At 59.9% G+C, this 12,378-nt stretch carries 9 protein-coding genes; 2 read left to right on the forward strand and 7 right to left on the reverse strand.

Annotated features, from left to right (window positions below):
* Window positions 1-93: 93 nt before the first annotated feature.
* The 7 genes from LHAB_RS09480 to LHAB_RS09510 all read right to left on the reverse strand — a co-directional run bounded on the left by LHAB_RS09480 (window position 94) and on the right by LHAB_RS09510 (window position 9,652).
* Window positions 94-1,254, reverse strand: a complete 1,161-nt coding sequence (locus tag LHAB_RS09480; protein WP_090045718.1) for an IS30 family transposase — start codon at window positions 1,252-1,254, stop codon at window positions 94-96.
* A gap of 399 nt (window positions 1,255-1,653) precedes the next feature.
* Window positions 1,654-3,228, reverse strand: a complete 1,575-nt coding sequence (locus LHAB_RS09485) for an acyl CoA:acetate/3-ketoacid CoA transferase (RefSeq protein WP_090045720.1) — start codon at window positions 3,226-3,228, stop codon at window positions 1,654-1,656.
* An 8-nt stretch (window positions 3,229-3,236) separates the two neighbouring features.
* On the reverse strand, window positions 3,237-4,397 hold the full coding sequence (locus LHAB_RS09490; protein WP_090045722.1) for an acyl-CoA dehydrogenase family protein: 1,161 nt from the start codon (window positions 4,395-4,397) through the stop codon (window positions 3,237-3,239).
* A 126-nt stretch (window positions 4,398-4,523) separates the two neighbouring features.
* Window positions 4,524-5,333, reverse strand: coding sequence for a sugar phosphate isomerase/epimerase family protein (locus LHAB_RS09495; protein ID WP_090045725.1), 810 nt, complete (start codon window positions 5,331-5,333; stop codon window positions 4,524-4,526).
* 5 nt (window positions 5,334-5,338) lie between these two features.
* Window positions 5,339-7,747: an FAD-dependent oxidoreductase gene (locus tag LHAB_RS09500; protein ID WP_090045728.1), complete on the reverse strand. Its 2,409-nt coding sequence runs from the start codon at window positions 7,745-7,747 to the stop codon at window positions 5,339-5,341.
* 13 nt (window positions 7,748-7,760) lie between these two features.
* Window positions 7,761-8,594 (reverse strand): IclR family transcriptional regulator, encoded by an 834-nt coding sequence (locus tag LHAB_RS09505; protein ID WP_090045731.1) that lies wholly within the window; start codon window positions 8,592-8,594, stop codon window positions 7,761-7,763.
* Window positions 8,591-9,652, reverse strand: a complete 1,062-nt coding sequence (locus LHAB_RS09510) for a Gfo/Idh/MocA family protein (protein ID WP_090045733.1) — start codon at window positions 9,650-9,652, stop codon at window positions 8,591-8,593. The genes LHAB_RS09505 and LHAB_RS09510 overlap by 4 nt, the downstream gene beginning before the upstream one ends.
* Before the next feature lie 105 nt (window positions 9,653-9,757).
* Between LHAB_RS09510 and LHAB_RS09515 the strand changes: the two genes are divergently transcribed.
* Together LHAB_RS09515 and LHAB_RS09520 are read left to right on the forward strand one after the other, a co-directional pair.
* Window positions 9,758-10,564 (forward strand): shikimate dehydrogenase family protein, encoded by an 807-nt coding sequence (locus LHAB_RS09515; protein ID WP_090045735.1) that lies wholly within the window; start codon window positions 9,758-9,760, stop codon window positions 10,562-10,564.
* A gap of 1 nt (window position 10,565) precedes the next feature.
* On the forward strand, window positions 10,566-12,287 hold the full coding sequence (locus LHAB_RS09520; protein ID WP_090045737.1) for an FAD-dependent oxidoreductase: 1,722 nt from the start codon (window positions 10,566-10,568) through the stop codon (window positions 12,285-12,287).
* The last annotated feature ends 91 nt before the right edge of the window (window positions 12,288-12,378 follow it).

Raw genomic sequence — 12,378 nt, forward strand, 5'->3', positions numbered from 1 at the left:
TCATCCTCGGGCTTGCCCCGAGGATCCATGTCTCGATCACTGACCAAGCATGTGGCTGGTTTGGGTTATGGGAGTCTGGTTAAGGCGGCGGATTCAACTGGTCAGTGCAACACATTCGCTGAACATCTCAGCGGGCGTTTGGAAGCCGAGCGTTTTGCGCGGCCTCTCGTTTAATTGTCGTGCAATTGCGTTGAGCTGAATTTGAGAGTAGCCAGACAGGTTCATGCCTTTGGGCAGGTACTGCCTGAGCAACCCATTTGTGTTCTCGTTGCTGCCACGTTGCCAGGGACTTTTGGGATCGCAGAAGTAGACTTGGATGTCGGTTGCCATCGTGAATTTCTTGTGCCCGTGCATCTCCGTGCCACGATCCCAAGTCAGTGATTTATAGAGCTCTTGCGGTAACCTTCGAGCGCTCTTGATAAGGGCGTTGACCACTGTCTGCGAATCCTTGCCATCGAGCTTGATCAGCATCAGATATCGCGTCTGGCGCTCAACAAGCGTTGCGACCTGGCTGTTGCCACTTCCAAATACCAAGTCGCCTTCCCAATGGCCAGGAATCGCACGGTCTTCGACGCAGGCAGGCCGTTCACTGATCGAAACAGCATCAACGATCTGACCATGAATCGCTGTCTTTTGGGTGTAATGGCGAGATCGCCGCATTCCCCGAGTGCGTCTGAGGTGCGCCAGCAATTCCTTCTTCAAAGCGCCACGCGCTTGAATGAACAGGCTGCGGTAGATGGTCTCGTGTGACACGTGATGGCTTTCGTCGCACGGGTAAGTATGCTTGAGCCAGCCTGAGATTTGCTCGGGAGACCAGAACATCCGCAGCTTTGCCGCCACGATACGGGCCAATGCGCGGTTCTCGCTGAGCTTGCAGCGCTTAGGGCGTTGCGCACGCGCCCACGTAGATTTGTCGGCTTGGCTGGCTCGGTAGTTGTCACGTCCGCCATTGCGCTGAACTTCTCGACAGATCGTCGATGGCGCTCGCCCAAGCCCAGCAGCGATTGACCGAATCGATTCACCAGTGGCAAGAGCTCTTGAGATTTCCTCTCTCTCGGCCAATGTCAATGCAGTCGATGAGCGTGATCGCGGTACTGGCCGGATTCCGCCTGTCTGCGCGAGTATTTGATGGATAGATGAGTGAGCTCGATCAAAGAGCTTTCCGATCTCATGAAGCGTCCAGCCTTGCTTCCAACGCTCCCACATCAGCGCTCTCTGGCTCTCAGAGTAGTAAATTCTTCGTCGCTGTTTCATTTGCAACACTCCTTCCGCCTATGCGGTGGTTAGTGTGTTGCATCGACCAGTTGAATCCGCCGCTGGGAGCGGTCTTTCAGTTAAGACATATATTCAGCAAATGAAGCTGCCAAGCCAACATTCGAGTCTTCACAAAGCGCGACATTGCCCGACATATGAGTTGGCCTATGACAAAGGCCCTACACCTTTCCTACAACTCGTGCAGCAAGCATGTGTGTGACCCACTTGGCTGACGGTGTTGGCATAGTGGAGGAGCAAGCGGTTGAAGCCTTTGGGTGGTGAGGCGTTCGCCCGAACACAGATATTGCCATCTGGCAATAGACCGTGACGTTGGTCTGACAAAAGCTTGGTTGGTATAAAAGTACGAGGATTTCTGTGACATCTTCTTTTGTTTGGGCATCAGGACTTAAAGTAGGCCGCCTTCATGACCTTCAGGTTTTGGGCAATCAGCGGTGTGAATTTCATCTGCTCTAGCACGTCGCTGTGCAGGTCTATGCCCGGCGCAATCTCGAACAATTCGATGCCGTTGGGAGTGAGGCGAAAGCTAGCGCGCTCGGTCAGATAGAGCACTTCCTGTTTTCGCACCAGGCCTTGGGGTCCCGAAAAGGTGATTTGGTCGACTTTTTTGACCAGTTTTTTCACAGCACCTTGCGCGGTCACGCGTATTTGGCCGTCGCCGGTCGCCAGCTTCACACCTTTGGCAGCCAATGTGCCGCAGAACACCACTTTCTTAGCGTTTTGCGCGATGTCGATAAAGCCGCCAGGGCCGACGGTAACGCCGCCCAAGCGCGATACGTTGACCGAGCCTTCTTCATCAAACTCGCCAAATCCCAAAAATGCGATGTCCAAACCGCCGCCACCATAAAAGTCAAACTGCGTCGCAGCGTCCAGCATGGCGGTAGCGTTGCGGGCATAACCAAAGAGCTCACCGTCCATCAGTGTGCCGCCATAGGTGCCGTGCTCGATGGTTTGGTAGATACGGTGTTGCTCGTTGCGAGCCGCAATCAATTTAGCAACAGCGTCAGGCACACCCACGCCGTAGTTGATGACGGGGCGGTCCTTGCCTGTGTTGAAAAGTTCCTGGTATGCCCGGCGAGCTACCGCCTGCCGTTCACTGAAAGTCTCTTGCGATGCGGCCACTTCGCGGGTATGGTCTTCGGCTTCGCTTTTTGCACGGGCTGTGCCCGTTAGTTCGCCGCTGAAGGCTGGATCGAACGGGATGGCGTAGCTGGTGGACTGTTCAGGGTCCACCACGATGGCATCGACCCAGGCCGAAGGGATGCGTACTTCGCGTGCCTTGAGTGCGCCCTTGGGCAAGCGTTCCTTGACCTGCACGATGACCTTCCCGCCGCTGTTGCGTGCGGCCAATGCCAATGATTGCGCATCGAGGTTGGCCGCTTCGTGTTCGAAACTGACGTTCCCGTCTTCGTCTGCCGCGCTGGCCCTTACGATGGCCACATGGATGGGGAAGGGTTTGTAGCGGAGCCATTCACGGTTATCGATGGTGACGACCTCAGCCAAGTTATCTTGGGCTGCATCGTTCATGCGGCCCCCGCCGTGGCGCGGATCGCACACCGTGCCCAGGCCCACATGGCTGATGAGTCCAGGGCGGCCCGCGCCTATTTCGCGCATGAGTTGGCTGCTCACGCCGCCGGGCAGGATGTAGGCCTCGATCTTGTTAGACAGGGCCAGTTTCTGCATGGCCGGTGACCAGACCCAGTGGCCTCCGATCACGCGTTTGACCAGACCTTCGTGCGCGAAGCAGTTCATGCCTTTGGTCTTTTTGTCTCCAATTCCAAGGGCGTGGATGACGGTCAGGTTTTTAGGTGTTTGTGTGCTGAGGAAGCGTTCTTGCACCGCTTCAAACAAATGGGTCGCTTCCATCAAGCCGCCGCCGCCACCCATGAGGCCCACGGTGTCACCGTTTTGTATCAGTTGTGCCGCTTGTGTGGCGGTCATGAATTTGCTTTGCATGTCGGGCCTCAGCGGTTCACGTCAAACAGCGCTGCGCCTTTTTTCATCGTACTTTTCGCGATCACGCCCCGGTGGATTTCGCTGGTGCCGTCGTAAATGCGATAAATTCTCGCGTCTCGGTAGTAGCGCTCGATGGACAGCTCCTTGCAAAAGCCCATGCCGCCAAACACCTGCACCGCACGGTCCACCACACGGCCCAAAGTTTCTGCGGCGTGCACCTTGACCATGGCGATCTGCTCGCGTGCGTCCAAGCCTTGGTCCAGCATCCAAGCGGCGTGGTAAACCATCCAGCGGGCGGCGTTGATCTCGATCACGCTGTCGGCGATCATCTGCTGCACCATCTGGAAGTCGCCAATCTTGGTGCCGAACTGCTTGCGCTCATTGGCCCAGTTCAGCATCAGCTCGCACACATGCGTGGCCTTACCCACGGCGCGAGCGCCCACCTGGGCCAGACGCACCACATTGAGCGCGCCCATGGCCAGCTTGAAGCCTTGGCCCGCTTCGCCCAACAGGGCGGCGTCTTCGAGTTGCACGTTGTCAAAAAACAATTCCAGGTGCGGCGTGCCGCGCAGGCCCATCATTTTTTGGTCTTTGCCCACTGTGAAACCGGCCAGGCCTTTGTCGACCATGAACATGGAGATTTCTTTCTCGCCGGTCTTGGCCGACACCAAAAAGAAGTCGCTCCACTCGCCATCGCTGATGAAGTGCTTGGAGCCGTTCAGGACCCAACCTTGCTCGTTTTTCTTGGCGTTGGTTTTGATGCCTGCGGCGTCCGAGCCCGCGCCGGGTTCGGTGATGGTGATGGCGCAGGTGCGTGTGCCCGCCACAGAGGGTTTGAGCCAGCGCTCAATTTGCGAGCCCTTGCAGTGCAGCAGGGGTTCGTACACATTGCCAAAGGCGCGGCGGATCAGGATGTCGGTGGTGTGGCCGAACTGCTCTTCGCACAGGATGCGGTCCATGTTGGACAGGCCGCCACCGCCCAGCTCTGCAGGCATGTTCATGCCGTACAAACCCAGAGCCTTGGCTTTGTCGTGGATGGCCTGTGCTATGTCTTTATCGAGAAAGCCTTTGTCCTCGACTTCCTCTTCTAGAGGCTGCAATTCTTCAGCGATGAAACGGCGCACCGTTTCGATCATCATTTTTTGTTCGTCGTTCAGGGAAAAGTCCATGGGTGCTCCAGATGTTCGAAAGTGGTTTCTCGTCGGGCAAAAGACGCCATTCAAGCACTGCTGAACCAACGTGCGCCAAAGAAGAATGGCAGGCGGGAGAGTTTTTCAAAACGTGTGAACATCGCTTCAGGTTTCCACAAAGGTCCGACTCTTGGCCAGGCATTCGGCGGCCCAGTCCTTGACCGAGGTGTTCGCTTCACGGCCAAAGTTCACGACTTCCACGCTCACCGGCAGGTCGGCGGGCAGGGCGTCGAATAGACCCTGCAAATCGATGGTGCCGTCGCCGGGCAATAGGCGTTCACAGCGGGCGGTGTGGATCATTTGCTCGGTGCTGAAGTTCAAGCCCGCCAAAGCATCGCAAATTTGGGCGTAATGGAACAGTTCACGCGGGATGGCGCGGATGTCATCGAGTGTGGTGGTGGAGCGGCCAACGTGTAACGCGTCGACCAGGATGCCTGCGTTGGCCGGGCTGCCCGCGCCTTGCACGATGCGCAGCGCAGCGTTGGCGTCTTTCACCGCTGTCCAGGGCATGAACTCCAAGTCGGCGGTCATGCCAAAAGGCTTCATCACCTCGCACAGGCGGGCGTAGTTCTCGGTCAGGCGCGCTTCGTTGGTGTCGTCTCCGGCCACCAATATGGCCTTGGCCTTCAGAGCCGCGCCTGCGTCGTACAGTGCATCCCAGGTGTGCGGGTCGAACTGCTCGCCGATGCGGATGATTTCCAGATCGAACACACCCACGCCGGTGTCGGCTTGAGCCGCCAAGGTTTCGCGCAGGGCGTCAGGCTGGCCCAGCAGGTGCTGCTGCGGCGCACCCACGGCGTTGGGCCACAGGCGCAGGCCGACAAAGCTGTAGCCGGTTTTCGCCGCGACACCGATCGCCTCGGCGGGCGTGCAGCGGTGCGAGCTCAGGTAAGCGAGGGAATAGATGCGGGTCATGGGCTTTATTTCAGAGGGGACACTGCCGTGGGCATGGCGATGGTCGAGACCATGTTCGTGGTCAGGTGCGCGGGGCCGCCCTTGGGTGGCCAGATGCCTTGGGCCACGGCTTCGCCGCGGATTTGGCTACGGGCGTTCAGGCTGTCATAAGCCCAGATGTTGGTAAAACGCAGCGGGCCGTCGAGCGCCACCATGGCTACCACGCAAGGCGAGAGCTTGTCGCGGGTGGGCACGTACTGTTCCCACAGGTCGATGGTGGGTTGCACGCCGCCGGTTTTGATGCCGTAGGTGCGGATCTCGTAGACCGGTCCGGTGATGCCGCTTTCAGCGCTGGGGCGCACCGGCTTCATCCAGGGAAAGCCTTTGTAGCTGTGTTGCTCCAGCGACTGGTAAATCTCGCCGCAGCCGAACGGGTTGGTGCTTTGCTGGGTGCGTTCGCGTTCGGTCTGCAAAGCGTCCAATGTGGCAAAGCCGCGCAGTACGATCATCTGGTTGAGCACGCCGATGTCGGTGAACCAGCATCCCAGCAGTTCGCCTTGGGCCTCAGGGGCCGTGGCAAAAGCCTGCACATGGGTGGCGGCTTGGCCTGCAGAGCCAAAGGGCAGGGTCATGGTGGCGAGTTCGTAGTACATGGTCTTGGCTTTCGAGTTGTCGTTTGACTTGTGGGTGATTGGGTATTCGCAGGTGGACGCTGGATCGCGTCCTGCGGCGTGGTGCGCGGCGATGAAGCCAAAGGTCATGGCGGGGCCGAGCGTTATGCCGCCTGCGGGGTAGTGGCCGCCCATCATGCTGCTCAGGTCGTTGCCACCGGCGTACAGACCGGGGATAGCCTGACCCTGGGCGTTGATGACTTGTGCGTGGTCGTTGACGCGCAAACCGGCAAATGTGCCGAGGCTGCCCATGACGACTTTGACGGCATAAAACGGGCCGCTTCCGATGGGGCCCATGCAGGGGTTGCGCATGCCGCGCCGCGTGGCGTTGATAGCGTCGCCCTGGATGCGGTTGTAGGGCGTTTCGCCTTTTCCAAAGTCGCGGTCTTTGCCGTCTTGCGCCTGCGCGTTGTAGCGCTGCACAGTGGTTTGCAGGCCCTGCGCGTTGATGCCGCAGGCCTGGGCCAATTCGGCCAGTGTTTTGCCGCGTTTCAGGTAACCGTTTTTCAGCCACGACCCCAGCGGCATGGGCGCGGGTTTGACGGCACCCAAGCCGTAGTAACGGATAAAGGGGTGGTCACAGACCAGCCAGGCTTCGGGCTTGTGATCGGCGGGTGTTACAGCCAGCAGGCCTTGCATGAAGTCGTGGTACGAGTTGGCCTCGTTGGTGAATCGTGCACCTTGGGCCGCGACGGCGATCAGGCCGGGCTTGGCGCGTTCGATCAGGTGTGGAAAGTGCGCCACGCTGCCGTCCTTGCGGGGCACCAGAGACACGGGGGCCAGCGCTGCCGCTTGCACCAGATCGCCCGCCACCACGCCGCCTGCACTTTCGCCAAAACGCAGGCCATCGCCCGTATTGCCCCGGTTGCCAGCCGACCAGTGCTCGTGGCCGGTGGGGGCATGCGGCAGCAGTTGCTGTTTGCGCGCCGGATCGTGCGGAAAGCCGCCGGTGGCGAGCACCACGCCACAACGGGCTTGGATGCTTTGTTCACCTTGGGCTGTTTTGATCACGGCACCAGTCACGCGACCACCGCTTTGGAGCAAGCGTACGGCGGGGCTGTTCATGCGGATCTCTACGCCCAGATCGAATGCGGATTTGGCCAGACCGCCGATCAGCGCATTGCCATTGACCAGGCGCGTGCCACGGCGGTGCACCAGGAGGTCACGCCAGTGGCGCAGCACCAGCTTCGTGGCATACCAGAATGAGGCGGGTTGGCGCAGCGCGTTCAAAAAATGCCGCAGCTCAGCACCCGAAGCGATGCCCATGCCCCACAGGGTGGTCTCGTGCAGCGGGGGCTTGAGGTCGTGCAGGCGATCGCCCAGTTGGCGGGCATCAAAAGGCGCTGCGCAAATCGAGCGGCCACCCAGTGCCGCATCGGGCGTGTGGCCATGAAAGTCGGGAATGGCGTTGCCATCGATGAACTGCAGCGCGGTGTGGCGGCGAAAGAACTCGACCATGCGCGGGCCATTGTTCAGGAAGGCCAGCGCCCGGGACTCATCGAACTTTTCGCCCAGTTCGCGGCGCAGGTAAGACAGCGGTTTTTCGATGCGCTCGACCAAGCCCGCCTCGATGGCCAGCGGGTTGCGCGGCACCCACATCCAGCCGCCCGACCAAGCCGTGGTGCCGCCGTATTGCGGGTCTTTTTCGACCACGATGACTTGCAAGCCCAGGTGCGCCGCCGTGACGGCGGCCGACAGCGCGCCCGCACCAGAGCCCACGACCAGCAGGTCGCAGTGTTCGGTCGAAGGCGTTACTGTGTTCATCGGCTCGCTCACATCACACCGCGTAAATCGGTTTGCGCCCTTCGGTAGCGGTGGCGCTGCCGGTCTCGGCTGTAAGGCTGAAGAAGGGCGATGCGCCACTGGATGCGGCCAGCTGTTGCGCGATGCTCTGCAACTCGGGTGCGAGCTCGGTCATTTTTTCGGCTGTAAAGCGCACCGTGGGGCCAGCGATGGTCAGCACGCCAAAAGCGGGCTGTCCGGCAAAGCGCACGGGCGCGGACATGGCCGACAGGCCTGCGGTGTAGGTGTCGGTTGTCAGGCTGTAGCCACGCTCGCGGGTTTGGGCCACGGCGTCCATCACGGCTTGCAAGCTGGTGGGGGCGGCGGGACCGAATTGCTCGGGCTGGCCCAGACCTTGTTTGGCCACCAACGCCAGTGCCGCGTCATCGCTCAGAGTCGACAGCAATGCCCAGCCCGAGGACGAGCACGACAAGCGCGCATCGCTGCCCATGTCGGGGTCGTAGCGCAAGCCTTGGCGTGCGCCTTGGGCGCGGGCCACCCAGGTCAGGCGCTCGCCGTCGACCACTGAGAGGCGCACCAGCTCGCCCGAAACTTCGGCCAAGCGGTTGAGCAAGGGCTGGGCAATGTCCACGATGCCGCTGTTGCTCAGGTAGCTCAGGCCCATCGAGACCAGCTTGGTGGTCAGCAGGTAGTCGCCGTGGCCGCGTGTCTGGCGCACATAGCCCAGGCGCACCAGGTCGGTCAGCAGGCGGTGTGTGCCGCTGCGCGGGATGTCGAGCTGATCGGCAATGGCGGCCAGTTCCAGGCCTTCGCCGTGTTGCGAGAGCAATTCGAGGATGCTCAAAGTCCGTTCGAGAACGCCGCTCATGTGGGATTCCTTGACGCCGAGAAGGCCGAGCAGGTTTGACGTTGACCGCTGCGTGCCGCTTGCAGCAAGGCCAAGGTGGCTTGCAAAGTGCGCCAGCCGTCCAGTGCCGAGCAGATGGGGGTTTTGCGCCGCTCGGCCACCGCGCGAAAGTGCCGCAATTGCTGAACGTACACATCGGTGTCGTGCACTCGGCTTTGTTCGCGCACCATTTCGCGGTGCCAGTGGCGCTCGCCGGGGTAGCGCCACCAATCCAGATCGGGCAGAGACAGCGAGCCCTGTGTGCCTGATAAAAAGTGGGACTGCACATTTTGGCGGGGGTACTGGCCTTGCTCGCCGGCACAAAAATCCCAGCACCAAGGCGAGACGGTGGTGTCCGACACCGTCATGACCGCTTGCGTGCCACCCGCAAATTCCAGCAGGGCCGCGCCGGTGTCTTCGACTTCAAAGCCCCGCACCGCGCTGGACAGACTGCCTTGCACGGCACGCACTTCGCCCAGCAGGTACACCAGCATGTCGATGTCGTGGATCAGGTTGATCAGCACCGGCCCGCCACCTGCTTGGCGGCGCCAGGGCACATCGAAGTAGGCCTCGGGCTTGTAGAAGTTGGCCATCACGTTGGCGCTGAGCACCTGGCCCAGGCGACCGTCGGTAATGATTTGACGGGCCCTTTGCAAGATCGGGTTGTGGCGGCGGTGGTGCCCCACGAGCACCGGCACGCCAGTGTCTTGTTCGATCTGGATCAGTCGCTCGGCGGCGGCCAGCGTGTCGGCCACCGGTTTTTCAATCAACACCGCCATGCCGCGCGCCATGCAATCGGCGGCCACATCTACATGGGTGACGTTGGGGGTGGCGATCACCACGCCTTGGGGACGGGTGGACTCCAACAGCGCTTCGTGGTTTTCAAACGTGGGGATATGGCGCTCGACACACCATTGGCGACCGGCCTCGCCCTTCTCTGCCACGCCCACCAGAGTGAACTCGGGTGTTTTCAGGATGCGTTCGATGTGGGTCCGGCCAATCACGCCAGCGCCAATCACGGCCAGAGGGAACTTGTGCATGGGTGTTTCGGTGGGTGTGTGCTGCCTCAATGCCACAAGTATATTGATTTTTGGAAATGAATTCATAAATGGAATTTAATTCTGTTTTTATGTATCATCTCAGTCATGACCATAACCAAACCACTTCAGTTGGACGGCGCTTCGCGTATCTATTTCATCGTGGGTGATCCGATCGCCCAGGTCAAATCGCCTGCCGGTGTGAGTCAGGCTTTTCAAGTTGCTGGGCTGAACGCCTTGTGCATCCCGGCCCATGTGACCCAGGCCGATCTGGTGACCTGGACATCCGGCGTGTCGATTTCCAAAAATGTGGACGGCATCATCGTCACGGTGCCGCACAAGTTCGCTTACTTTGATTTGTGCGCCACCACCTCTGATCGGGGTGCATTCCTCCAATCCATAAACACCTTGCGCCGCAACGCCGATGGCAGCTGGCATGGCGACATGTTTGACGGCCTGGGCTATGCACAGGCATTGGCTCTCAAAGGCTGCAGCCTGCAAGGCAAAAAAGTATTGCTGGTGGGCGCAGGTGGTGCCGGTTCGGCCATTGCGTATTCGATGGTCACGGGCGGCGTGTGCGAGCTGGCTATACATGACGAAGACACCGTGCGCCGTGACGCGCTGTTGCAGCGTCTGGCCTTGTTGGGGCAATGCTCTGTGGTGGCGGGCAGCAGTGACCCCACAGACTTTGACATCGTGATCAACGCCACACCGATCGGCATGAAAGCGGGCGATCCACACCCGATCGATTCAACGAAATTCAAGCCCGCCATGTGGGTGGGCTGCGTGATCACTTCGCCCGCTGTGACGCCGATGATTGAGGCTGCACGGGCTATGGGCTGTAACACCCTCACGGGCGCTGAAATGTTTGCACAGGTGAAAGACCTGATGGTTGAATTTTTGATGGGGGCCTGAGATGCAACTCCTGAAAAACGGTCTGGATGGTTTGCAAGACGGCTGCGAATTTGATCTGGTGGTCATCGGTGCGGGCGGTGCGGGCTTGTCGACTGCCGTGTTTGCTGGCATCGAGGGCGCAAAGGTGCTGCTGGTCGAGCACACTGAATTCGTGGGCGGCACAACGGCTTGGTCTGCCGGCACAACTTGGGTGCCGGGCACGCACCACGCATCCAAGGTCAACTCGACTGATACGCTTACCGAAGCCGAGAAATACCTGAACAACGCCGTGGGCGAGCAAGCGCCCGCCGCATTGCGTGATGCCTTCTTGCGCAACGGCGCCGAGGCCGTGGCCAAGATCGAAGCAAAGTCGTCGATGAAGTATCGGCCCTATCCCAAACACCCCGACTACATCAGCGATTTGCCGGGTTCAACGTTGTGTGGCCGTGCCTTGGAACCCGTGCCTTTTGATGGCCGTTTGCTGGGCGATTTGTTTCCCTTGTTGCGCCCGCCGATCCCCGAGTTCACGGTGCTTGGCGGCATGATGGTAGACCGCAACGACATCAACCATTTGCTGGCCATGACGAAGTCTTGGGCTTCGCTGAAACACTCGGTCAGTATCCTGTGGCGCCATTTGAGAGATCGCCTGACACACACACGTGGCACTCGATTGGTGATGGGCAATGCGCTGGTGGGCCGTTTGCTGCACGCCTTGATGCAACACGCCCACACGACGCTGGCACTGAAAACTTCGGTCGATGCACTGGAGCGCGACGCCAGTGGCCGAGTGGTCGCGGTGCGTTTGAGCAGCACCTCTGGCAACGCCCGCGTGTTGGCCAAGCAGGGCGTTGTGCTGGCCAGTGGCGGTTTCAACCGCGACCCGGCTTTGCGTGCTCAAAAAATCCCCGGCATTCCTGCTGAATGGTGCCCCGCTGCACCGGGCCATACAGGCGAGGCACTGGCTTTGGCGCGCGGTTTGGGTGCGGTGGAAGGGCAGGGCGCGCAAAGCCCAGCGTTTTGGGCACCGGTGTCCTTGCGCAAGCGAACAGATGGCAGCACCGCTGTGTTTCCGCATTTCGTGATGGACCGCGCCAAGCCCGGCATGATCACTGTCAACCAGGCCGGTGAACGCTTTGTGAATGAAAGCACTTCCTACCACCTGTTTGCCTTGGGCATGCAGGCGGCCCAGCAAGCGGTGCCTGCCTATTTGATCGCCGATGCCAAAGCCCTGCGCCAATATGGGATGGGCATGGTACGCCCCGGCGGCAAGGGCCTGGCCCCATTTTTGGCCGATGGCTATCTGACGGAAGGCCAAACCCTGGCGGAGCTGGCAAACAAGCTGGGGATCTCATCAACAGGTCTGGCCCAAGCAGTGGCGGACAACAATGCCTTTGCCCAAACCGGTGTGGACACACAGTTCCATCGGGGCGAGACGGCTTACCAACAGAACATTGGCGACGCTGCAGCTGGCGATCCCAACCCCAACTTGGGGGCCATCAGCGAGGGGCCGTATTTCGCGGTCAAGCTCTACCCTGGTGACATTGGCGCGGCTCAAGGGCTGCAAACCAACGAACACGCACAAGTGCTCAATGCACAGGGGCAGGTCATTGGTGGTTTGTACGCAGTGGGTAATGACATGAATTCCATCATGGGCGGTGTGTATCCGGCTCCGGGTATCACCCTTGGTCCAGGCTTGGTGTTTGCCAACTTGGCAGTTCAAAATGCATTAGCAGGCACAAGATAGGGATGCGTGCGAAATGTCCTATTCATGGCATGAATCGTCGTGTACCAACTGCGAGAGCATCGTCAAAATTGGTCACCCGCAAAAGGACATT

This window comes from Limnohabitans sp. 2KL-27 (assembly GCF_001269345.1).
In the GTDB taxonomy this organism is placed as follows: domain Bacteria; phylum Pseudomonadota; class Gammaproteobacteria; order Burkholderiales; family Burkholderiaceae_C; genus Limnohabitans_A.

What these genes read in the sequence shown, in the direction of transcription:
- LHAB_RS09520 (WP_090045737.1), top strand. Translation starts at nt 10,566, where the DNA reads ATGCAACTCCTGAAAAACGGTCTGGATGGTTTGCAAGACGGCTGCGAA.
- LHAB_RS09500 (WP_090045728.1), bottom strand. Translation starts at nt 7,747, where the DNA reads ATGAACACAGTAACGCCTTCGACCGAACACTGCGACCTGCTGGTCGTG.
- LHAB_RS09485 (WP_090045720.1), bottom strand. Translation starts at nt 3,228, where the DNA reads ATGCAAAGCAAATTCATGACCGCCACACAAGCGGCACAACTGATACAA.
- LHAB_RS09480 (WP_090045718.1), bottom strand. Translation starts at nt 1,254, where the DNA reads ATGAAACAGCGACGAAGAATTTACTACTCTGAGAGCCAGAGAGCGCTG.
- LHAB_RS09515 (WP_090045735.1), top strand. Translation starts at nt 9,758, where the DNA reads ATGACCATAACCAAACCACTTCAGTTGGACGGCGCTTCGCGTATCTAT.
- LHAB_RS09510 (WP_090045733.1), bottom strand. Translation starts at nt 9,652, where the DNA reads ATGCACAAGTTCCCTCTGGCCGTGATTGGCGCTGGCGTGATTGGCCGG.
- LHAB_RS09495 (WP_090045725.1), bottom strand. Translation starts at nt 5,333, where the DNA reads ATGACCCGCATCTATTCCCTCGCTTACCTGAGCTCGCACCGCTGCACG.
- LHAB_RS09505 (WP_090045731.1), bottom strand. Translation starts at nt 8,594, where the DNA reads ATGAGCGGCGTTCTCGAACGGACTTTGAGCATCCTCGAATTGCTCTCG.
- LHAB_RS09490 (WP_090045722.1), bottom strand. Translation starts at nt 4,397, where the DNA reads ATGGACTTTTCCCTGAACGACGAACAAAAAATGATGATCGAAACGGTG.